This is a genomic window from Leifsonia sp. KNZ13-11D (assembly GCF_056754895.1).
The window spans coordinates 450618-472907 of the sequence record NZ_JBPGWU010000001.1 but is presented as its reverse complement, the minus strand read 5'-3'; the positions used below and the strand labels follow the sequence as shown (position 1 = coordinate 472907).

Annotated in this window: 19 protein-coding genes; 7 read left to right on the top strand and 12 right to left on the bottom strand. The window is 70.6% G+C overall.

Features of this window, described 5'->3' with window-relative positions; genetic code table 11:
* Positions 1-45: 45 nt before the first annotated feature.
* A complete protein-coding gene (locus tag ACR9Y5_RS02405; RefSeq protein ID WP_481296457.1) occupies positions 46-342 on the top strand; it encodes a hypothetical protein in 297 nt (98 codons plus the stop codon).
* 75 nt (positions 343-417) lie between these two features.
* Here ACR9Y5_RS02405 and galU read toward each other — a convergent pair whose 3' ends face one another.
* From galU to ACR9Y5_RS02370, 7 genes are all read right to left on the bottom strand, one after another.
* Entirely contained in the window at positions 418-1503 is a 1086-nt protein-coding gene (gene galU, locus ACR9Y5_RS02400) for a UTP--glucose-1-phosphate uridylyltransferase GalU (RefSeq protein WP_481296456.1), read from the bottom strand.
* A 106-nt stretch (positions 1504-1609) separates the two neighbouring features.
* Positions 1610-3010 (bottom strand): UDP-glucose dehydrogenase family protein, encoded by a 1401-nt coding sequence (locus ACR9Y5_RS02395; RefSeq protein WP_481296455.1) that lies wholly within the window; start codon positions 3008-3010, stop codon positions 1610-1612.
* 20 nt (positions 3011-3030) lie between these two features.
* Positions 3031-4506, bottom strand: coding sequence for a glycoside hydrolase family 26 protein (locus ACR9Y5_RS02390; RefSeq protein WP_481296454.1), 1476 nt, complete (start codon positions 4504-4506; stop codon positions 3031-3033).
* Complete coding sequence (locus tag ACR9Y5_RS02385) at positions 4499-6031, bottom strand: glycosyltransferase family 2 protein (RefSeq protein WP_481296453.1); 1533 nt, start codon at positions 6029-6031, stop codon at positions 4499-4501. The genes ACR9Y5_RS02390 and ACR9Y5_RS02385 overlap by 8 nt, the downstream gene beginning before the upstream one ends.
* Before the next feature lie 438 nt (positions 6032-6469).
* On the bottom strand, positions 6470-7060 hold the full coding sequence (locus ACR9Y5_RS02380) for a nitroreductase family protein (RefSeq protein WP_481299507.1): 591 nt from the start codon (positions 7058-7060) through the stop codon (positions 6470-6472).
* Positions 7061-7199: 139 nt separating this feature from the next.
* Entirely contained in the window at positions 7200-8264 is a 1065-nt protein-coding gene (locus tag ACR9Y5_RS02375; RefSeq protein ID WP_481296452.1) for a zinc-dependent alcohol dehydrogenase family protein, read from the bottom strand.
* Between the two features lie 77 nt (positions 8265-8341).
* Positions 8342-10495 (bottom strand): ATP-dependent Clp protease ATP-binding subunit, encoded by a 2154-nt coding sequence (locus ACR9Y5_RS02370; RefSeq protein WP_481296451.1) that lies wholly within the window; start codon positions 10493-10495, stop codon positions 8342-8344.
* Positions 10496-10691: 196 nt separating this feature from the next.
* Between ACR9Y5_RS02370 and ACR9Y5_RS02365 the strand changes: the two genes are divergently transcribed.
* Positions 10692-11036, top strand: a complete 345-nt coding sequence (locus tag ACR9Y5_RS02365) for a hypothetical protein (protein ID WP_481296450.1) — start codon at positions 10692-10694, stop codon at positions 11034-11036.
* A gap of 25 nt (positions 11037-11061) precedes the next feature.
* On the opposite strand, the gene ACR9Y5_RS02360 is transcribed toward ACR9Y5_RS02365, so the two are convergent.
* A complete protein-coding gene (locus ACR9Y5_RS02360) occupies positions 11062-11643 on the bottom strand; it encodes a dihydrofolate reductase family protein (RefSeq protein WP_481296449.1) in 582 nt (193 codons plus the stop codon).
* A gap of 92 nt (positions 11644-11735) precedes the next feature.
* On the opposite strand from ACR9Y5_RS02360, the gene ACR9Y5_RS02355 reads away from it, so the two are divergent.
* The 3 genes from ACR9Y5_RS02355 to ACR9Y5_RS02345 all read left to right on the top strand — a co-directional run bounded on the left by ACR9Y5_RS02355 (position 11736) and on the right by ACR9Y5_RS02345 (position 14651).
* On the top strand, positions 11736-12362 hold the full coding sequence (locus tag ACR9Y5_RS02355) for a MerR family transcriptional regulator (protein ID WP_481296448.1): 627 nt from the start codon (positions 11736-11738) through the stop codon (positions 12360-12362).
* On the top strand, positions 12359-13294 hold the full coding sequence (locus ACR9Y5_RS02350) for a hypothetical protein (RefSeq protein WP_481296447.1): 936 nt from the start codon (positions 12359-12361) through the stop codon (positions 13292-13294). The genes ACR9Y5_RS02355 and ACR9Y5_RS02350 overlap by 4 nt, the downstream gene beginning before the upstream one ends.
* A 403-nt stretch (positions 13295-13697) precedes the next feature.
* Positions 13698-14651 (top strand): glycerophosphodiester phosphodiesterase, encoded by a 954-nt coding sequence (locus ACR9Y5_RS02345; RefSeq protein ID WP_481296446.1) that lies wholly within the window; start codon positions 13698-13700, stop codon positions 14649-14651.
* 204 nt (positions 14652-14855) lie between these two features.
* Here the strand turns inward: ACR9Y5_RS02345 and ACR9Y5_RS02340 are convergent, their stop codons facing one another.
* From ACR9Y5_RS02340 to ACR9Y5_RS02330, 3 genes are all read right to left on the bottom strand, one after another.
* On the bottom strand, positions 14856-15992 hold the full coding sequence (locus ACR9Y5_RS02340; RefSeq protein ID WP_481296445.1) for a class I SAM-dependent methyltransferase: 1137 nt from the start codon (positions 15990-15992) through the stop codon (positions 14856-14858).
* A gap of 63 nt (positions 15993-16055) precedes the next feature.
* The gene (locus tag ACR9Y5_RS02335) at positions 16056-17450 is read right to left on the bottom strand and encodes an APC family permease (RefSeq protein WP_481296444.1); all 1395 of its coding nucleotides are present in this window, start codon (positions 17448-17450) and stop codon (positions 16056-16058) included.
* Entirely contained in the window at positions 17447-19099 is a 1653-nt protein-coding gene (locus ACR9Y5_RS02330; protein ID WP_481296443.1) for an amidohydrolase, read from the bottom strand. Before ACR9Y5_RS02330 ends, ACR9Y5_RS02335 begins: the two co-directional genes overlap by 4 nt.
* Before the next feature lie 82 nt (positions 19100-19181).
* Between ACR9Y5_RS02330 and ACR9Y5_RS02325 the strand changes: the two genes are divergently transcribed.
* Positions 19182-19868, top strand: coding sequence for a TetR/AcrR family transcriptional regulator C-terminal domain-containing protein (locus ACR9Y5_RS02325; protein ID WP_481296442.1), 687 nt, complete (start codon positions 19182-19184; stop codon positions 19866-19868).
* Here ACR9Y5_RS02325 and corA read toward each other — a convergent pair.
* Positions 19846-20814, bottom strand: coding sequence for a magnesium/cobalt transporter CorA (gene corA, locus ACR9Y5_RS02320; RefSeq protein WP_481296441.1), 969 nt, complete (start codon positions 20812-20814; stop codon positions 19846-19848). The two genes, ACR9Y5_RS02325 and corA, sit on opposite strands and share 23 nt — an antisense overlap.
* A gap of 75 nt (positions 20815-20889) precedes the next feature.
* On the opposite strand from corA, the gene ACR9Y5_RS02315 reads away from it, so the two are divergent.
* A complete protein-coding gene (locus tag ACR9Y5_RS02315; protein WP_481296440.1) occupies positions 20890-22272 on the top strand; it encodes an alpha/beta hydrolase in 1383 nt (460 codons plus the stop codon).
* The last annotated feature ends 18 nt before the right edge of the window (positions 22273-22290 follow it).

Genomic DNA, 22290 nt, shown 5'->3' with positions numbered 1-22290 from the left:
GTACCGTGCATCGCATGACCGACACCCGAACCGAGACTTCGAACCGTGGATGCCGAGGTGCTGCCCGACGCCGAGGTCGCCGGGCTGAGCGCCAAGACCGTCGCCCACGTCATCCACTACCGCCGCAAGACCTACGTGACGAAGCCCTCCGAAGGCTACGCGCTGCTGAAGCGGGTGCGGACACTGCTGCGCGACGGGACCACCGACCTCGTACCGCTCGTGCACCGCGACGGATTCGTCTGGCTGGCCGTCGGGCCCAGCATCCCGATCGCGATCGACGAGATCGAGACCGATCCGGGCCACGGCGAGAAGCACACTCTGAAGCGGCTCGGCCTCGACTGACCGCCCGCCCAGCGCGGCGGTCGATCCGCGCGGGAGGCGTGTGGTCGGGGGTGCGCCTCCCGCGCGGACCGGGTCTCAGGCGCCGACCGCGGCCTCCAGCTCCAGCTCCGGCTCGCCGGCGGCCGGTGCGGGCGCCTTGACGGGCGCCACCCGCTTCGCCGCCGGTTTGGCGGGGGTCACGCGCGCCTCGGGAGCGCCGGCCGGGGCGAGCGCGGCCGGGACCAGCGACGGCAGCACCGGCAGCGTCGGGATGGGCGCGGTCTCCGCGGGCCCCGCCGTCGTGGCGAACTCCTTCAGCCAGGGCAGCAGCTCCGGGCCCAGATCCTCGCGGGCGACCGCCAGCTGCACGATCGCCTTGAGGTAGTCCAGCCGGTCGCCGGTGTCGTAGCGCCGCCCGCGGAAGATGACCCCGTGCACACCGCCGGTCCAGGCGGGAGCGGTCGCGAGGCCCTGTAGCGCGTCGGTCAGCTGGATCTCGCCGCCCTTGCCCGGCTCGGTCTTCTCCAGGATGTCGAAGATCTCCGGGCGCAGCACGTAACGACCGATGACCGCGTAGTTCGACGGTGCGTTATCGCGGCTCGGCTTCTCGACCAGACCGGTGATCCGCACCACGTCGTCGTCGTCCGTCTCCACCACCGCGGCGGCGCCGTACAGGTGGATGGACTCGGGCGGCACCTCCATCAGCGCGACGACGGTCGTGTTGAGCGCGTGCTGCACCTCCAGCATCCGCGCGAGCAGCGGGTCGCGGGCGTCGATGATGTCATCGCCGAGCAGTACCGCGAACGGCTCGTGCCCGATGTGCATCTTGGCGCGGAGCACGGCGTGGCCGAGTCCCTTCGGGTCGCCCTGTCGCACATAGTGCATGTCGGCGAGCGACGTGGAGTAGCTGACCTGCAGCAGCCTGTCGTGGTCGCCCTTCTTCGCCAGGGCGTCCTCGAGTTCCGCGTTGCGGTCGAAGTGGTTCTCGAGCGCGTTCTTGTTGCGGCCGGTCACCAGCAGCACGTCGTGGAGGCCGGAGGTGACGGCCTCCTCGACGACGTACTGGATCGCCGGCTTGTCGACCACCGGGAGCATTTCCTTGGGCATCGCCTTGGTCGCCGGAAGGAAGCGGGTGCCGAGCCCCGCCGCCGGAATGACGGCCTTCGTCACATAACTGGTCATGGTCGTTCTCCTTGTCTTCCTCGCCGAGGTGCACGTTGTTGTGGTCGACACGCCGTGCGACTGCGCAACAACGTGCACCTCGACGAAAGGTGGTGGCGAGGTCGGGTCAGCGGACGGGGGCCAGGGCGGCGAGGTCGTCGGCCAGGGGCGCGACCTCGGGGACGGTGCCCATGGCGTAGAGCGACCAGCCGGCACGGCTCCACGCTCGGGCATCGAGGCAGTTGCGGCCGTCGATGACGGCGCGGTTGCGGACGATGGATGCGAGCGCCGCCGGGTCGGCGGACGTGAACTCGTCCCACTCGGTCAGCACGACCGTCAGGTCGGCGCCGGTCAGCGCCTCCTCCATCGAGTCGGCGTAACCGAGCGTCGGGAAGAGCCGCTGCGCGGTCTCCCGGGCCTGCGGGTCGTACACGACCACCTGGGCGCCGCGGAGGTGCAGGGCGGCCGCGACGTTGAGCGCCGGCGAGTCGCGCACGTCGTCCGTGTGCGGCTTGAACGCGGCGCCGAGCACGCCGATCCGGCGGTTGAGAACGGAGCCGCCGAGCGCCTTCAGGGCCAGATCCATGACCCGCTGGCGGCGGCCCATGTTGATCTCGTCGACCTGCTGCAGCAGCCCGACCGCCGCGTGGGCGCCGAGCTCGTTCGAGCGGTACATGAGGGCGCGGATGTCCTTCGGGAGGCAGCCGCCGCCGAAGCCCAGCCCGGCGTTGAGGAACTGCCGCCCGATCCGCTTGTCGTGGCCCAGCGCGTCCGCCAGGAGGGAGACGTCCGCTCCCGCCGCGTCGCAGACCTCCGCGATCGCGTTGATGAACGAGATCTTGGTGGCGAGGAACGCGTTGGCGCTGACCTTCACCAGCTCGGCGGTCGGCAGGTCGGCGACGAGCACCGGAGAGCCCTCGGCGATCGGCTTCTGGTAGATGCGGCGGAGGGTCGCCTCCGAGCGAGCCGAGGTGCCGCCGAACACGAGGCGGTCGGGCGACAGCGTGTCCTCCACCGCCTTGCCCTCGCGCAGGAACTCGGGGTTCCACACCAGCTCGACGCCGATGCCCGCGGGCACCGCGTCCGCGACGATCGCCCGGAGGCGCGCGCCGGTGCCGACCGGCACGGTCGACTTGCCGACGATCAGGCCGTCGTGGGTGAGGTTCTCGGCGATCCCGCGCGCAGCAGCCTCCACATACGAGAGGTTGGCGGCGAAGGAACCCGACTGCTGGGGCGTGCCGACGCAGATGAAGTGAACATCCGACACGGCCACCGCCTCGGCCAGATCCGTGGTGAACGTGAGGCGGCCGGCGGAGACGTTCCGGCGGATGAGCTCCGGCAGGCCGGGCTCGAAGAACGGAGCGCGTCCCTCCTTCAGCTCTTCGACCTTGCGCGGGTCGGTGTCGACGCCGACGACGTCGAAGCCGAGCTCCGCCATGGCGGCCGCGTGGGTGGCGCCGAGATAGCCGGTGCCGATCACGCTGATGCGCGGGGCGGGCTGGTCTGCGGACTTCTTCGGAGCGGTCATGGGATCGTCCTTTCTGGTGGTCAGGGAGCGGGAGTGAGGGCGAAGTCGTCCTCAGGTCTGGTCAGGCCGGTGATGAAGGCGGAGAGCGAATCCGCCCGGGAATCGATGCGCCAGTCGTTGGTGGCGCGGACGCCTTCGACGTAACTGGTCACCGCGAGGTTGAACCAGGAGAAGCCGATGATGTCGGAGTTCTCGGGTTTCCCGAGCGCCTGGAAGAAGGACGTGACCCAGGCGGCCTTGTGGCCGTCCGTCTCCGACGCCCCGACCTCGGCGAGGATGATCGGCTTGCTCGTGATGGAGCGCAGCTCGTCCAGGCTCGCTTTGAACGTGTAGTCGAAGCTGAAGTCGTTGTCGGGCTTGTACGGCGGCCGCAGGTAGCCCGAGAGTCCCACCCAGTCGACGTACGCGTCACCCGGGTAGAGCGACTCGAGGTAGCCGGGTGCCTTGTGCGTGGCGGGCAGGTTGTTGACGATGTTCGGCGCCCAGACCCAGATGACCAGGTTGTTGGCGCCCTCCTGCTGGAAGATGTCGTGGACGTGGCGCCACATCGTCACATAGTCGCCCGGGCTGTTGCCGTTGATCGAGTTGCCCTGGCCGTCGGTCTCGGACCACGGGTACCAGATGCCGTTCATCTCGTGGTCGAGGCGGATCGCCAGCGGCAGGCCGGTGGCCACGATGTCCTTGGCGTACTGGCGCAGGTACGAGTCGAAGTCGCCGCGGATGATGTTGGGCAGCGAGTATGCCGGCGCATCCACGACGTCGTTGCCCGCGTCGATGGGACGCGACTCCCACGTCATCATCGGCATCCGGCCCTGCTGCCAGGCGCGGGTGACCGCATTGGCCCGGAAGTTCTCGTCCCAGCCGCTGAAGTAGCCGACCATGTTGGGCGCGACGCCGACCTTCGCGCTGGTCGCGTCGAACGTCGCCCAGTTGAAGGGCGCCTGCTCGGTGTACATGCCGAAGTAGCGCTTGGCCGGGTTCAGCAGGGCGGCGCGCGACGGGGCGGTGATCGGGGTGGCGGAGGAGCCGCCACCCGTGCCGGATCCCGTCGAGGCGTTGGAGCCCGCAGCGCTCGACGAGTCGGCACTGCCCTTCGCCTGGGCGGCGGAGAGCTGGGCCTGCACGCTGGAGAGCTGCCCTTCGGCCGCTGCCGCCCTCTGCTGGGCGGTGGCGAGCTGCTTGGCCGCGGCCGCCTGAGCCGCGAGGGACGCCTTCTGCAGAGCGGTCAGCTTCCCCTTCTGGGACGCGATGGTCTCCGTGGCGCGGTCGAGGTTGCGCTTCAGCTCGGCGTTCTGGGCCGCCATCGGGTTGATCACCTCGGCGGCCTGCCCGACGACCTTGCGGAGCGGCGCTCCCGTCGGCGACACCCAGACGTAGGCCGAGATGCCGACGAGCACGGCCGTGAGCACGATGGCCGCGGCCGCCGTGGCCTGCGAGCGGGACTTGGACTCGGACCACCAGGCGGCGGTCCGCGAGGGAGCGGTCTGGTCAGACAAGGAAGAGAGCCTCCAGGGTCAGGATCGCGATACCGATCAGGTACGGGATGACGGCGAGCGGGTTGAGCCTGCGGCGTCGGTTCTTCGCGGGCTTGGGAGCGGGAGCGGTCGCTGCGGCCTTGACCTCGGCCCGGGTGGCGAGCTGCGTGCGGGTGGCCAGTGCGGTCGCGGTGGTCATTCCGCCGACGGAGTCCGGGAGCGCCGGGGACATGTGACCCGACGGAGCGGCCGCGGTGGTGTGCGCCGCGATCTCCTCCTCGGAGCTGATCTCGCCCGGGCCGCCGGCATAGGCGCCGGCGCGGGTTCCCCATCCACTGGCGTGCGCCATCCGGAAGAACCCGATCAGGCGGATCGGCATGAGGAAGAACGTCGAGACGATGATGAACACCGGCAGGCGGAAGAAGTCGCTCGGCTTCTCGGAGAGGTGGCGGATCTGCCGGATGGACATGCTGATCACCGACGACGCGACCATCAGTGCCACGACGGTGAGGATGCCGCCCTCGATCCCGTAGGACTTCAGGAAGCCCTGGTAGAAGTTGTAGCCGCCGCCGGTGATCGACCGGTAGATCCAGCCGCCGATGACGCCCGCCAGCATGAACGGCAGGATGATGTCCATCACGAAGAAGAACGCCAGCACCGGCGCGTGCCCGAGCATCCACGGCAGCATCCGCAGCGTGTTGTACTGGCTGCCGCGGGCCCAGCGGAGCTGCTGCTTGAAGAGCTTCTTCACCTTCAGCGGGGCGTCCGTGTAGACCAGGCTGGTGTGCTGGTAGACGGTGCGGTAGCCCTCCTTCAGCGTGAGGTTGGTCAGTGTCCGATCGTCGGAGACTTCGAGGAACACGCCGAGGAACTTCTCGGTCATGAACTTGTCCATGACGCGCATCAGGATCGAGCGGCGGAACGCGATGGTCCGGCCGGGAAGGCAGCCGATCTGGCCGACGACGCTCTGCGCGGGCATCGAGTAGAGCGCGCGGGAGTTCTCCAGCCAGTCGGCCCACCGGGTGATCCAGCTGCGGGTCGGCTCCAGGATGCGCTGCTTGGTGGTCACACCGCCGACCCGCTGGTCGGCGAACGGCTTGACGAGTTCGGCGAGGGTGCCTTCGGTCCAGATGGTGTCCGAGTCGACCAGCACCGTGATCTCACCGGTCGACATCTTCGTCCCGATCATGACCGCGTTGCGCTTGCCCGGGATGGGCGTGTGGACCCACCGTACGAGCGGGGCGAACTCTTCGCACACCTCCGCCAGCTCGGGGTTGGGGGCGCCGTTGATCACGACGATGATCTCGCCCGGCCGCTGCTCCACCATCCGGCCGAGCACATCGCGGAACAGGTCGAGCGGCTCGTCGACCACGGGGACCACGACGCTGGTGGTGCCGTGGAACTCCCCGGTGTAGGCCCGGTAGCGGCGCGACATGAGCACCTTGACGATCCAGATGACCCAGATCAGGGCCGAGTAGATGGCGAAGAGATAGAACTCCGGATGACCGCCGAGCATGTGGCGGAGCTGCAACAGGAAGATGAACACGGACGGGACCTCTCACAGTCGTGGGGGTGGAATCCGCGGCGCTGGGGATCTGGTCGGGTTCGGGTGAGGTCAGTTCTACGGGAGGCGTCGAGTGACCCGCAAGAGGGGGTCGACGCGGCCGTTCCGGCGTGTCGCGGAGCGTTCGCGAACCGCGGGTCCGTCGTCCGGCGGACAGCCTGGTGGAAGCGGTGAGCGAACGCTCCGAAGCGGCGCGGCCGATGAGAAAGAGCCGATCAGAGGCCCTTTGCGGCCTCGCCGAACGCTCCAAGGAGCCGGTCGGTGACACGCCCGGACCGCCCCGATCTTGTCCCCCGGTCGAGGGTTCCTCGGGCGCTCGGTTAATGTGACGAACTTTTACACCTGTGACACATGCCGTTCACACGACGAAGGGGCGGCCGCCGGATCGGCGACCGCCCCTTCGAGCGAGATCGTCTGGTGTCAGTCGTTGACGACGACGATGTCCGCGAGCGGCAGACGGGTGCGCGGGGCCTGCTCGCGCTGGCGGAGCGGCTCGGGCAGCGACTCCGCGTCCCCCACCGTTCCGAGAGCGGTGACCGAGACGGGCTCGAAGCTCGCGTCGATCTCGAACGCGCGGCGCAGGCCGTCCACGTCGAACCCGCCCATCTGGTGCACGTGCAGGCCGTCGTGGTGGGCCTGGATGCTCAGGTGCGCGACCGCCTGACCGAGGTCGTACGTGGCCCAGCGGCGCTCCTTGCCCTCGGCGTCGACCAGCTCGGCGACGGCCACGATGAGGACGCCGGCGCTGCCGGCCCACACCTGGTTGAAGCCCATCAGGTTCGCGACGATGGCGTCGAACGCCTCGGAGCCGCGACGCGCGACGATGAAGCGCCACGGCTGCGTGTTCGCGGCGGACGGCGACCAGCGCGCGGCCTCGAGGGCGGCGGTGAGCTTGTCCTCATCGACGGGGGCGACCGGGTCGAACGCCCGGGGGCTCCAGCGCTCGGCGAGCACGGGCAGAAGCGGGACAGAGGTCTCGGCGGTGCGGACGGGGGTGGATGCGAGGGACATGGATGCTCCAGGGATGCTGAGGTACAGGGGATGCGGCTCCATTGCCTGGCTATACCCATGTAAACACATCGACCCCGCTGGTATTCCCGGCCACCCGGTGCGGTCCCCGGGCGCCCTCGACGCCCGGGGACCGCCCGGGTCAGGGACGCACGAGCGTCTTGATCGCGCGGCGCTCGTCCATGGCGGCGTAGGCCTCGGCGATCTCGTCGAGCGGCACCTCCAGGTCGAATACCCTGCCCGGCTCGATGGCGCCGGACCAGACATCCTGCAGCAGATCCTCGACGTAGTTGCGCACGGGAGCGACCCCGCCGTTCACGCCGATGTTGCTCTGGAACAGCGGGCGGACGGGCAGCTCGGGGCCACCGTTCGGCACGCCGACGTAGCCGACCATGCCGCCGGGGCGCGCCGAGCGGATCGCCTGATCCATCGACTCCTTCGTGCCGACCGCCTCCAGCACGCAGTCCGCGCCGATCCCGTCGAACAGCTCCTTCACGGCGGCCACACCGGCGTCGCCGCGCTCCGCGACGATGTCCGTCGCGCCGAACTCCCGGGCGAGCGCCTGCCGGGACTCGTGCCGCGACATGGCGACGATGCGGGAGGCGCCGAGCCGCTTCGAGGCGAGCACCGCGCACAGGCCGACCGCGCCGTCACCGACGACGACGACCGTGCTGCCCTCGGTGACGCCGGCCGAGACGGCGGCGTGGTGGCCGGTGCCCATCACATCCGACAGGGTCAGCAGGCTCGGGATGAGCTCGGCGCGCGGGTACTCGGGCGTCGCCACGAGGGAGCCGTCGGCGTGCGGGACGCGGACGAACTCGCCCTGGCCGCCGTCGGCGAAGCCGCCGATGCGGTCCTTCGCGCCCCACCAGCCGCCGTGCAGACACGACGTGCTGACGCCGTTGCGGCAGTTCACGCAGGTCATGTCGCAGTCGTAGAACGGTGCGATGACGAAGTCGCCGGGCGTGATGGTGCGAACGTTGGCGCCGACCTCCTCGACCACGCCGACGAACTCGTGGCCGATGCGGTGGGGCTCGTGCGTCGGGGTGACGCCGCGGTAGGGCCACAGGTCGCTGCCGCAGACGCAGGCGGCGACCACCCGGACGACGGCGTCGAGGCCGTCGGATCCGGAGCCGGTGAACAGGGTGGGGGTGGGGACGTCTTCGAGGCGCACATCGCGCTCCCCGTGGATGACAGCAGCACGCATGGTCCGAGCCTACGCGCACTCGAGGCGCCGCCCGGTGACCGGGCGGCGCCTCGTGGGTGATGCTCTTCGGGGGGACGCTATTCGCGCACCGCGCCGACGGTGAGGTGGTCGGCGTCGCGGTCCAGATCGACCCGGACCAGGTCGCCGTCGCGGATCTCACCGGCGAGCAGCGCGGTGGCGAGACGGTCCTCGATCTCGCGCTGCATGAGCCGCCGGAGCGGGCGGGCGCCGTAGATCGGGTCGTAGCCGCGCTCCGCGAGCCACGCCCGGGCGTCCGGGGTGACCGCCAGCTCGAGCCGGCGCTCGGTGAGCCGCTGCATCAGGTGGTCGATGCCCAGTTCGACGATCTCGCCCAGCTCCTCCTGCGTGAGCGCGGAGAACACGACGATGTCGTCGAGACGGTTGACGAACTCCGGCTTGAACGCCTGCCGCACCATCTGCAGCACCGCCTCCTCGCGCTCCGTCGGGTTCAGCGTCGGGTCGACCAGGTACTGGCTGCCGAGGTTCGACGTGAGGATGAGGATCGTGTTCCGGAAGTCGACCGTGCGGCCCTGTCCGTCGGTCAGGCGACCGTCGTCGAGCACCTGCAGCAGCACGTCGAAGACCTCGGGGTGGGCCTTCTCGACCTCGTCGAGGAGGATCACCGAGTACGGACGACGCCGGACGGCCTCCGTCAGCTGGCCGCCCTGCTCGTAACCGACATACCCGGGAGGCGCGCCGACGAGGCGGGACACGGAGAACTTCTCGCCGTACTCGCTCATGTCGATGCGGACCATGGCCTTCTCGTCGTCGAAGAGGAAGGCCGCGAGCGCCTTCGCCAGCTCCGTCTTGCCGACACCGGTCGGGCCGAGGAACAGGAAGGAGCCGGTCGGGCGTCCCGGGTCCGAGATGCCTGCCCGGGTGCGGCGGACGGCATCCGCCACCGCCTGCACGGCCCTCTTCTGGCCGATGATGCGACGCCCGAGCTCGTGCTCCAGGTGCAGCAGCTTCTCGGTCTCGCCCTGGGTGAGGCGGTCGACGGGGATGCCCGTCCACGCCGCCACCACCGCGGCGATGTCGTCGGCGGTGACCTGCTCGTTCACCATGCGCGGGTGCTCGTGCTCGGCCTGCTCGGCCTCCGCCAGCTCCCGCTCGATCGACGGGATGGTCTCGTACTCGATGCGGGACGCCTCCTGGTACCGGCCGTCGCGGAGCGCGAGGTCGCGCTTCGTCTTGGCCTCCTCCAGCTGCGAGCGCAGCTCGCCGACCCGGTTGAGGGACGCCTTCTCAGCGCGCCAGCGCGCCTGCAGCTCCTCGAGTTCGGCCTCCTGCTCGCGCAGCCGTTCGCGCAGCTGCTCCAGGCGCTCCTTGCTGGCCTCGTCCTTCTCCTTCTTGAGGGCGAACTCCTCCAGCTTCATCCGTTCGACCTGCCGCTGCAGCGAGTCGATCTCGACCGGCGCCGAGTCGATCTCCATCTTGAGGCGCGAGGCGGCCTCGTCGATCAGGTCGATCGCCTTGTCGGGCAGCTGCCGGGCCGTGATGTAGCGGTTCGAGAGGGATGCGGCCGCGACGAGCGCGGAGTCCTCGATGGTCACGCCGTGGTGCGCCTCGTACCGGCCCTTGAGGCCGCGCAGGATCGCGACGGTGTCCTCGACCGATGGCTCGCCGACGTAGACCTGCTGGAAGCGGCGCTCGAGGGCCGCGTCCTTCTCGATGAACTCGCGGTACTCGTTGAGCGTCGTGGCGCCGATGAGCCGCAGTTCACCGCGGGCGAGCATCGGCTTCAGCATGTTGGAGGCCGCCACGGACCCCTCGCCGCCGCCGGCGCCCATCAGGATGTGGAGCTCGTCCACGAACGTGATGATCTGCCCCTCGGCGTCGTTGATCTCCTTGAGGACGGCCTTCAGCCGCTCCTCGAACTGGCCGCGGTACATGGCGCCGGCGACCAGGGCCGACAGGTCGAGCGCGACCAGCTGCTTCCCCTTCAGCGAGTCGGCCACGTCCCCCGCGACGATGCGCTGGGCGAGGCCTTCGACGACCGCCGTCTTGCCGACGCCGGGCTCGCCGATGAGCACGGGGTTGTTCTTGGTGCGACGGGTCAGCACCTGGCTGACCCGACGGATCTCGGCATCCCGCCCGATCACCGGGTCGAGCTTGCCGCTCTTGGCGATCTCCGTGAGGTTCACGCCGTACTGTTCGAGTGCGCTCTTCGCCTCCTCCTGCGTGGAGGGCGCACCCTGCATGTTCGCCATCTGGTTCCTTCCCATATCGTTCTGGGCAAACTTGAGTCTACTAAGCTCAACTTTCGATGGCGAGGGGTAATTCCCGTTCGCGCTGCCCTTGGGGCCGAGATTTGTGCCAAATCTCGGTTATGGCGCGCTCATAACGACGATTTGGCACAAATCGTGAGAGTGAGCGAGACGCACGGGCGAGCGCTACTCTGTCGGCATGGTGGATCCCGCCGACCTCCGTGTGGTGCTGATCGACAGCGCGACCGCCGCCACGCTCGCCCAGGTGCTGCCCCTGCTGCTCCTGACCCTGATGGTCGAGCTGCGGCGGGTGGAGGTGCATCGCCGCGGGCGCAACATCCGGATGACCCGCGTGCTGCTCGGTCTCTTCTTCATCGTGTTCGGGGCGGTGGAGACCGTCTTCGTGCTGTCGATCGACGGCTCGTTCATCCCCTTCACGTGGAGTGACCTGCTCGCGGCGCTGAGCATCTTCGCGCTCCTCGCGCTGCTGTTCTTCCTCTCCCTGCTCGACTCGCCGTCCCGCCGCAAGCGCGACGAGGCGTGACGGCTCCGCCCGGTTCCGGACCCGCTCAGCGGCGCACCCGGTAGCGCAGGTGGAGCACGCCGTCCCCCTGGACGATCTCGACCGGGCCATCGAGGCGTTGCTGGGCGTCGACCGCCCCGAAGTACCTCTTGCCGGAGCCGAACACGACGGGCACGACGTCCATCCGCACCTCGTCGACGAGGCCCGCGGCGAACGCCTGGCCGCCGACGTCGCCGGCTGCGACTTCGACCGCGCGGTCCCCCGCGAGCTCCTGGGCCCGTCGCAGCGCCGGCTCGATCCCGTCGACGAAGGAGAACGGCGCCCGGGGGTCCCAGCCCTCGGGTACGCCCCGGTGCGAGACCACGACGACATGGTCGACTCCCGCCGGAGGCGTGCCGTCCCAGCCGTCCGTCATGTCGAAGACGTGGCGGCCGACGACCGTGACCCCGATCCGGTCCCAATAGGCGCGGATGTAGTCGTGCGACGTCTGCGACACCTTCAGCACGCCGCCGTCGTCCAGCGGCACCTCACCGTCGAGCAGCCAGTCGAACAACGGCCCGGGCTGGTCGTCTTCATCCGCGATGAATCCGTCCACCGACACCGAGCTGTACATGACGACATCTCCCACGACATCCCCCCTTCGGATACCTCACCGTAGCGGGCTGAGGCGAAGCGCGCCAGCACTGGTAGTGACACTACCGGTAGTGCTACTATCAGCGCGTGCTCATCTCCGAACTCGCCGAACGCGCCGGCACACCGGCCGCCACCATCAAGTACTACGTCCGCGAAGGACTCCTGCCCGCGGGTGAGCGACAGGGCGGCAACCGCACGGTGTACGGCGAGCAGCACGAGCGCCGGCTGCGGCTGATCCGCGCGATGCTCGAGGTGGGCAAGCTGTCCATCGCCTCCGTGAAGTCGGTGCTGGCCGCGCTCGACGAACCGGACGCACCGATCGCCCACACGTTCGACGTGGCGCAGCAGGCGCTCTCGCGTTCCGCCGTCCCGGACGTCTCCGAACCGTCGGACGACGCCTACGCCCGCGTCGACGCCCTCACCGCCCGCGCGGGATGGACGGACTGCGACGACAACGTCGGCCGCGGCATCGCCGCGCAGGTGATCGACGCGTTCGACAGGGCCGGCTTCCCCCTCCCCGACGACTACCTCGACCGCTACGCGGCTGCCGCGCGCATCCACGCCGAAGCCGACCTCGGAGCCGTCGGCGCCCTCCCCGATCCGTCGAGGATGACCGAGCTCATGGTCGTCGGCACGGTGCTCGGCGACACCCTCTCGCTCGGCCTGCGCCGGATCGCACAAGCCGTCGTAACCAACGAAAGAAGACAACCGTGAAGACCGTGTTCGCCTGGCACCGCCCGCTGATGACGGTGGCCGCCCTGATGGTGCTGAGCACCGTCGTCTGCCTCATCGGCCTGCTCGTCGACCCGCGTCAGGTCACCGGGATGGACACCTGGGCCAAGCCGCTCAAGTTCTCGCTGTCGATCCTGCTGTACAGCGTGACCTGGGCCTGGCTGATCGCGCACCTCCCCCGCTGGCGGCGGATCGCGCACGCCGCCGGCACCGTGATCGCCGTCGCGCTGATCGTCGAGCAGGCGCTCATCGTCGCGGCCGCGGCTGCGGGGACGACGAGCCATTTCAACGTCTCGACCCCGCTCGCGACCGCGATCTGGGGCATCATGGCGGTCTCCATCACGACGCTCTACGTCTGCACGTTCCTCACCACGATCGCCGTGTTCTTCCTGCGGCTCCCCACCCCGTCGACCACACTCGCCGTCCGGGCGGGCGCGGTCATCGCCCTCGCGGGCATGGGCCTCGCGTACCTCATGACCGGGCCAACGGCATCCCAGCTGGCCGACTTCCGCGGCATCGCCGGGGCGCACACCGTCGGGCTCCCGGACGGAGGTCCCGGGCTGCCTGTGCTCGGCTGGAGTACCGTGGGCGGCGATCTGCGCATCCCGCACTTCGTGGGGATGCACGCGCTGCAGCTCCTTCCGCTCTTCGCGGTGCTGCTCGGCTGGCTGGGCCGGCGCTGGTCCATGCTCGCCGACGACCGCGTGCGCACCCGCCTGGTCGTCGTCGCGACGGCGGTCTACGCCGCGACGGTCGCGCTGGTGACCGCCCAGGCGCTGGCCGGCCAGTCGATCGTGCGCCCGGCCGGGCCGTACCTCGCGGCCGGCTGGGCGATCGCGATCGCAGGCCTCGTCGCAGCCGCGCTCGTCGTCGCGCTCCGCCCCCGCGCGCGCATCCACCTCACCCCCGCCTGACCTCGCCCGCGCGCCGCTCCCCGCTCCCCACTCCCCGCTCCCCGCTCCTCTCCGTCGAGTACACGAAAAGTGCACGCTGCGACCGTCGCGTGGTGTGCGCGGCACCGTCGTGCGGGGCGTCCGGCCGGGAACTGGTCTGCGTCATTGCTCTCCCTGGCTGCGAGGGTCGAGGGTACGGCGTAGCTGGGGCGCAACGCCGGTGTGCGATAGAGGGACGTTAGCAACTTCCGGCGTTCAGGACAAGCGTGTTACGACGGATTCGGTTGTCGAAAGGCTGATCGCATTCTGAAAACGTTGTGAATATCCATATTGGCGACTGAACGGGTCGTCGCGCGGTGGCCCATGCGCTCCACCCCCGAGCGGGTCGCTTGATCCGCCGCGGCGGGGATGCCTAGGGTTGCGCATGCCCGATCCGGACGAGAACGCCCCCGCCCCGGAGCCGCGCCGCGTCTCGCGCCGCGCTCTGATCGGCGGCATCGCGGGCGGCCTCGTCGGCGCGGCGGCCGTGGTGGGCGGTGGAGCCGTCGTGCTCCCCGGACTGCTCGGCGGCCAGAAGGGGACGGGCCCCACACCCACCCCGCGGAGAACGGCGGATGGGCTGCTCGCCGACCGCCTGCTCGCGCGTCCCGGTTTCACCGTCGCGCACCGGGGCGGGTCGCTCGACTGGCCGGAGATGTCGATGGAGGCGTACCGCAACTCCGTGGCGCTGGGCGTGAACGCGCTGGAGATCTCGCTCGCGCGGACCTCCGACGGTGTCTGGTTCGGACTGCACGATGCGACCCTCGACCGCACCTCGGGGACCGCCGGATTCGTCGCCGCAGACCACACCTGGGCCGAAGTCCAGCGCTACCGCATCACTGCTGCCGGGACCAAGCGCCCGTCCCAGCCGGAGCAGCCGTACCTGCGATTCGACGATCTGGTGGCCGCCTACGCCGCCACCCACACGATCTTCGTGGACCCCAAGGTGGTGCCGACCGAGCACCTGGGCGAACTGTTCGCGCTGATGGCGAAGGCACCGCATCCCACCAGGACGTTCGTCGCCAAGGGCTACTGCACCACGCAGGCCTGGCCGCTGGATGCGTACAGCCGCGGATATCGCACGTGGGGCTACTACTACGGCACGGAGCTCACCGCCGACCCGTCCCTCCTCACCCGGACCGCAGACCGCTGGACCTGGCTGGGTCTCGACTACCAGGCGGACGCGGACTCGTGGCGCTCGATGACCGCCGGCGACAAGCCGGTGCTGGCCCACATCGTGCCGTCCCGGTCCGAGGCCGAGCTGTCGCTGCAGCGCGGGGCCGCGGGTCTGGTCGTCTCCGGCGTGCGCGAGGTGCTGTCGGGCGGCCCGCTGCGCTGACGCCTCCTGCGCGGCAGTGCCCGTTCGCGGCAGTGCCCGTTCGCGGCGAGTGTGCCCGTTCGCGGCAGTGCCCGTTCGCGGCGAGTGCGCCCGTTCGGGGCGAGTGCGCCCGTTCGGGGCGAGTGCGCCTGCGCGACGAGCCGCAGACGTTACGAACCGCCGCGGTCGGCGCGCGCCGACGGGCTCGGCTCGATCGCGGCCGCGTCAGCCGCGGCGGCGGGAGGCGGTCACGGTGAACTTCGGGTTGCGGGCGATCTGGCGGGTGGGCCCGACGACCCGTTCCAGGGCCGGACGGTAGCCGAGGTGCGAGTTCCACACCGTCCAGAGCTCGCCGCCGGGCGCGAGCACGCGTCCGGCGTCCGCGAACAACCGGTGGGCGATGCCGGTGTGCACGGCTCCGCCGATGTGGAACGGCGGGTTGAGCACGATGAGGTCCGCGGAGGCGTCCGGCTGTCCGGCGAGGCCGTCGTCCCGCACCACCGTGACGCGGTCTCCCACCCCGTTCGCCGCTGCGGTCGCCGCTGCCGAGGCGACGGCCGCGGCCGACTGGTCGGTGGCGACGACCTGGAGGCCCGGCCGGGATGCGGCTAGCGCCGCCGCGAGCAGGCCGGTGCCGCAGCCGAGGTCGATCGCGGTGCGCGCATCCGGGACGGCATCGTCGAGCACCGAGAGGAGGAAGCGCGTGCCGATGTCGACCGTCGTCCCGGCGAAGGCCGCACCGTGGGCGCATACCCAGAGGCCGGTGCCGGCGTCGAGCGAGCGCTCCGGCCAACGATCGAGCACCGTGGCGGCGGCGGGATGCGGCTCCCGCGCCGTGAGGACGCGCGCCTTCTGCCGGGCCAGCGAGGCCGTCACGTCGCCGAACACCTCCGCGAGCACGGCGTTCATCGCGGTGGTCATGTGCTTCAGCATCCCGCCCGCGTAGACCACCACATCGGTCCGGGCGTGCTCCGCGATCAGCGTCGCGATCTCGGCCAGGGCGTCCAGGCTGCGCGGCAGGCGTAGCAGGACAGTGCGGGCACCCCGCAGCAGGGATTCGTCGAGCGGCCGGTGCTCGTACGCACCGTCCAGGCCCAGCTCGGCGGCGTTCGCGTCGAGAGCGCGTTCCCCGGTCAGCGCATCCTGGTGCACGCGGATGTCCCGGGCGCCCCGGGCGGCGGCCGCGAGGGTGAGCGCCCCGTACGCATCGCCGATGACCACGAGGCCGGCGGCGAGCACGGCGTCGCCGGCGACGTCGGCGAGCAGCCGGTCGGCGGCGTCCGACGCGAACAGGTTCGGCGCCTCGACGTCGGGCCGACGGCGCAGCCGCTCGTAGGGGAAGCCGGGCGCTGCGGAGGACACGCCCTCCAGTCAACCAGAGGGCGCGCCCCTCAGCATCCGCGGCCGGTGCTCAGGAGTCCGCGCTCACGCGCCCGTGGCAGCGCCCTCCTCCACCAGCTCCTCCTTCTCGGAGAAGTCCATCATCGGCGGCTTCCGGCGGAAGCCGCGCGTGAGCACCGCGAGGTAGATGACCCCGACGAGCATCCACGAGAGACCCACGATGAATGTGGTGACGGTGAGCGAGGTCCAGAGCCACACGGTCAGCACGAACCCGATCCCCGGGATCACGCCGTAGCGCACCCACTCCCCCGCGGACGGCGCTGCGCGTCCGCCCTTCGGGAACAGGTGGTGCCGGATGACGGAGAGGTTCACCATCGAGAAGGCCGCGAGCGCGCCGAACGAGATCATCGTCGCCGCCTGGTCGAGCGTGAGCACCAGCGCCAGCAGCGACACGATGGACACCGCCACCGCCGCGACCCACGGCGTCCGGAAGCGCGCGTGCAGCCGCCCGAACATCCGCGGCAGCACGCCGTCGCGGCCCATCGAGTAGATGATCCGCGAGACGCTGACCTGGGTCGTCATCCCGGAGCCGAAGGCGCCGACGACGTACACCGCGACGAAGAACGACGTCAGGAAGGTGCCGCCGACCTTCGCCATCAGGTCGACGCCGGCCGAGTCCACGTTGGCGAAGTCGCGCCAGTCCGGGTACACCAGCGCGCCCAGCCACGACACGAGGATGAAGATCGCGCCGCCGATGAGCGTCGTGAGCAGGATGGCGCGCGGGATGTCGCGCCTCGGGTTCTTCGCCTCCTCGGAGAGCGTCGACACCGCGTCGAAGCCGAGGAACGAGAGCGCGAGCACGGCTGCGCCCGCGAAGATCGGCCCGAGACCGCCGGAGCCCGGCAGGAACGGCTCGATCAGGCTCGGCGTCTGCGAGGACGGGTTGGTCACGAGCTCCTTGATCGCGAGCACCGCGAACACCACGACGAGCAGCACCGACAGCGCGACGATCGCGATGTTGAGGCGGTTCACCAGCGTGATGCCCAGGATGTTGAACAGCAGCACGAGCAGCAGCGATGCCAGCGCGAACACCCAGCCGGGCACATCCGGGAACTGCGTGTTGAGGTACAGCCCGATGAGCAGGAAGTTGATCATCGGCAGGAACAGGTAGTCGAGCATCAGCGTCCACCCGGTGAGGAAGCCGATGTGGCCGCCGAAGGTCTGCTGCGTATACGTGTACGCCGAGCCGGACACCGGATACGCGCGCGCCATCGCGCCGTAGCTCAGCGCCGTGAACAGCATCGCCACGAGGGCGACGACATAGGCGGACGGCAGGTGGTTGTCGGTCGACTCGGTGACGATTCCGTACGTCGTGTACACGGTCACCGGCGCCAGGTAGGTGAGCCCGAACAGCACGAGGGCGGTCGGGCCGAGCGCGCGTTTCAGGCGCGGCTGGACGGGAAGGTCGGTCGTGGTCATGTGGTGGTGCGGCCTCTCTCGATCGAGTGGTGCAGGTCGGGGGCCGAGCGGCGGACGCCGTCGACCCAGGTTCCGAGCACGCGGACGGATCGCAGGTCGTGCGGTTCCATCTGGCGCGGGTCGGTGTCGAGCCAGACCAGGTCGGGGGCGCTCCCCGGCCGGAGTTCGCCACGCTGTGTCCGGGCGAAGGCCTGGTGGGCGACGCCGGAGGAGTACGCCTCCAGGGCATCGGTGAGCGGGATGCGCTCGGCGGGGATCCACCCCGCGGCGGGAATGCGGTCGTCGGTCTGGCGGGTGACCGCCGTCGCGACACCGGGCCGCCAGTCGGCGCTGCTGACCGGCCAGTCGCTCCCGAAGGAGACGTCGGCCGATTCCAGCAGCGTGCGGATGGGGTACTGCAGCCGCTCGCGCTCGGGGCCGAGGCGGGGCAGGGTCAGGTCGAGCATCATCGGGTCGAGCTGCGCCCAGAGCGGCTCGAAGTTGGCGATGACGCCGAGCCGCTCGAACCGGGGGAGGTCGGCCGGGTCGACGACCTGTACGTGCGCGATCACCGGTCGGCGGTCGCGCGGTCCGTTCACGCGCTCGACCTCCTCGAAGACGTCCAGCGCGGTGCGCGCCGCGGCGTCGCCGATCGCGTGCAGGTGCAACTGGAAGCCGAGCGTGTCGAAGGCGACCGCCGCATCGGCGAGCTCGCGCGCATCCCAGTTCGGGAGGCCGCGGTCGCCGGGAGTGTCCACGTAGTCGTCGAGCATCGCCGCGGTGTGGTTCTCGATGACGCCGTCGACGAAGACCTTCACCGTCTGCGCGGTGAGCAGCGGGTCGCGGAGTTCTTCGACGCGGCGCCGCGCCTCCACGAAGCCGGGCGCCTGATCGCGCCAGCTGAGCGGGTCGGCGCGGAGGGCCAGATTCACGCGGGTGGAGAGGAACCCGCGCGCTGACGCATCCAGGTACGCCTCCACCTCCGCCGGCTCGACCCACGCGTCCTGCACCCACGCGATGCCGAGTGCTGCATAGTGGGCGGTCGCCAGCCGCAGGGCCTCGACGCGCTCCTCGTGCGTCCGGCCGGGCTCCGCCGCGAGCAGCAGGTCGACCGCGCCGGGCTCCTGCAGGATGCCGAGCGGCGACCCGTCTGCGCGGCGCGGGATGCGGCCCAGAGCGGGCTCGGGCGTCGCCGCGTCGATCCCCGCCCGACGCAGGGCCTCCGAGTTGACCCAGACCGTGTGATAGTCCCAGGCCCGGAGCACGACCGGGCGGTCGGGCACGGCGGCGTCGAGCCAGCGCGCGTCGAACATCCCGTCTGGGGCGAGTGTGGCGTCGTAGCTGCCGCCGTAGATCCACTCCTGCCCGGGATGCGCATCCGCCCACTCCCGCACGCAGGCGACGATCCCGTCGACCGACGTGCAGGCACGGACCTGCGGACCGAGCTGCTCGAGGCCGCCCTGGAGGGGATGCGCGTGCCCGTCGGCGAAGGCCGGCGCGAGGACGCCGCCCTCGAGATCCACCGTCTCGTCGGCCGTAGACAGCCGGGCCAGCGCGTCGTCGCCGACCGCGACGATGCGGCCGTCCTCGACGGCGACGGCGTCGTGCTCTGCGGCGTCGGGGCGATAGCTCGCGAGGATCGTCCCGCTGGTGAAGACGGTCGTGCCCATGCACCCTCCGTGTCTCGATAAATGAACGTCGTTCTTTTATTTCGTCAGATACTAGGGTGTGATCGAGCCGGAGGGGAAGAGCATGGCCGAGATGGATCGCCCGGCGCGCCGGGTGGGGCGTCCCCGGACGGCGGTGCTCACGCGCGACCTGATCGCCCACGCGGCCCTGCGACTGCTCGACGAGTCGGGCGCCGAGGGCTTCACGATGGCCCGGCTCGCCCAGGCGCTCCGCGTGCGGCCCAGCGCCCTCTACAACCATGTGGAGGGCAAGGAGGACGTCATCGCCGCGGTCCGCGAACTGGTCTCCGACCGGATCGACGTCACCGCGTTCGCGTCCGAGCCCTGGGATGCGGCGATGCTCGCCTGGGCGCACTCGTACCGCGTGGCGTTCGCCGCGCATCCCCCGACGATCGCGCTGCTCGCGACCCTCCCGCTCACCGGCGCACTGCGGACGATGCACATGTACGACACGGTCGTGTCCGCGATGGTTGCGGCCGGGTGGCCCGAGCCGGAGGTACTGCCGGCGATCGTCGCGGTCGAGTCGTTCATCCTCGGCTCGGCCCTCGACGCCATCGCGCCGGGCGACATGTTCGACCCGAGCGGGGCCGAGGAGGAGGTGCCCGCGTTCGCTGCCGCCTACCGCGCGCGAGAAGCTGCTCTCGGCTCCACGCCGCCGGCCGACGCCGCGTTCGAGGTCGGCCTGACCGCGCTGATGGAGGGGCTGCGGGCGCGGCACGCTCTGCTGGCTAGATCCAGCCCTTCCGCTTGAACACGAAGTAGAGCCCGACGCCCATGGCCAGCATGAGCAGCAGCGCGAACGGGTAGCCCAGCGCCCAGTGCAGTTCGGGCATGAGGCGGAAGTTCATGCCGTAGATCGAGGCGACGAGGGTCGGCGCGAACAGGATGGCCGCCCATCCTGAGATCTTCTTCACCTCGTCGTTCTGCTCCTGGCCGACCAGGGTCGTGTGGACGCTCAGGGCGTTCTGCAGGATCTGCCGGAAGCCGTCGGCCCGCTCGGTGACGCGGATGACGTGGTCCTCGATGTCGCGGAACGCATCCCGCAGGTCTTCGTCCTCCTCGCGGGCGAGCAGCCCCTGCCGCAGGTTGCTCAGCACGTCGCGCAGCGGGTCGACGGCACGCTGGAAGTGCATCACCTCGGTCGACAGCTCGTAGATGCGCCGCGAGACACCGCGGTCGCCGGAGAACAGCTGGTCCTCGATCTGGTCGATGTCGTCTTCCAGACCGGCGACCACCGGGGCGTACTCGTCCACGATCTCGTCGAGGATGCCGTACAGCGCGGCGATCGGACCGTGCGCGAGGAGGGCGGTGTCGCCTTCGAGCCGGCGCCGGACGCGCGCCAGGTCGGGCGTCTCGAAGTGGCGGACCGTGATCACGAAGTCCGCGCCGAGGAAGATGTGCACCTCGCCGAACTCGACCTTCTCGGTCTCGTCGATGTAGTGGGCGGGACGCAGGACGACGAAGAGCATGTCGCCGTACTTCTCGATCTTCGCGCGCTGATGCCCGGCGAGCGCGTCCTCGACGGCGAGCGGCGGCAGGTCGAACTCCTTCGCCACCGCGCCGAGCTCTTCCTCGGTCGGCCGGTACAGGCCGATCCAGGCGAACCCGCCACGGTCGCGGACCGTCTCGCAGGTCTCCTCGAGCGACGGCGGCTCGGTGCGGAGGCCGTCCACGTACACGGCGTTGTCGACGATCATCCCGCCTCCTTCTCTCAGGCAACCGTACGCTCCGCGAGGCGGGCTCCGATCATCCGTGGCCGTAGACTGGCCGCGATGTCCGCCCTGCCGTGGCTCGCCGCCGCCCTCGTCGTGGTCGGCGCGTACCCGGCCTACCGGTTCGTGCGCAGGTCGTGGCGCTTCCGGGCGACCGCCACCGTCGTCGCCGTCGTGGCCGGCCAGATCGCCGGGCTGGTCCTGGTGCTGCTCGGGGTGCTGCTGCTCCCCCGGCCGGACCTGACCGGCGCCGGATGGTTCGTGCCGCTCCTCGCGGCGACCGTGCTCCCGCTCGCGATCGGCGACCTGCTGCAGTCGGCGGACCGGACGGCGATCCGGGCGGTGATCGCCGGGCTCGCGGCCGTGCTGACGCTCGGTGCGATCGGCCTGGCCGCCGTCCCGGCGACCGCCCAGCCCGTGGTCGCCGGCCACGCCGTGCCGGTCACCGCGAAGACGCTGGCCGAGGGATACCAGCTCGCCGTCCGCATCCCCCCGACGGCGTCCGGCTTCGAGGCGCGCGACGCCCACCTGTTCGTGCCGCCCGGCTGGCTGCGCGACCCGTCCGCGACGCGGCCCGTGGTCGAGATGATGATGGGGCAGCCCGGCAACCCCACCCTCGGGGCGACGCTGGATGCCCTGCACGGCCTCGGCGACGACCGGCTCGACCAGGCGCCCTTCGTGCTGGTCGTGGACCAGCTGGGGGCGGTCGACAAGAACCCGCCGTGCGCGGACACGTCCGGCGGCAAGCTGGTCACCTACCTGTCGCAGGACGTCCCGGCCTGGATCGACGCCAACCTCCCGGCGTCGCACGATCGCACACAGCGCGTCATCGCAGGCTTCTCGCACGGCGGCGAGTGCGCCGCCTACCTGGGCGCCCTGTTCCCGCAGCGGTGGGGCGCCGTCATCGACGTATCCGGGCCCGACAAGCCGGGCGAGCACCGCCCGACGGTGACCCGCGACCGGTACTTCGAGGGCGACCAGGTGGCGTACGAGAAGACGTGGCCGGCGAACGTGCTCGCGGGGCACCATTACCCCGAACCGGTCGTCGGAATCTTCGTGGCCGGACAGGAGGACGCGAAGTTCCGCCCGCAGGTGGAGGCGACAGCCACCACCGCGGAGGACGCCGGCTGGAAGGTCACCTACTGGGCGGTCCCCGGCGAGGGGCACTCCGGTCCGACCCTCACGAAGGGTCTCGAGACGGCGTACAACCAGCTGATCGGCTCCTGGCTGAAGACGGGCGCGACGAGCTCCGGCGACCGTTTCCTCTGCGCGGGCGACGAGACGGCGCGGGCGTGCGGGCTGTCGCAGGCGGCGGCCGTCGGGGGGACCGTCGCGATGGTCGACCTGTCGGCGCTGGCGGTGTTCCTGATCCTGGCGCTCGCGCTGTTCTTCGCGCGGCGCGGGGAGACGCTGCGCGGGGGGCGGGCGTCGGTGGAGGAGTAGGAGCGGGCAGGGCACTCG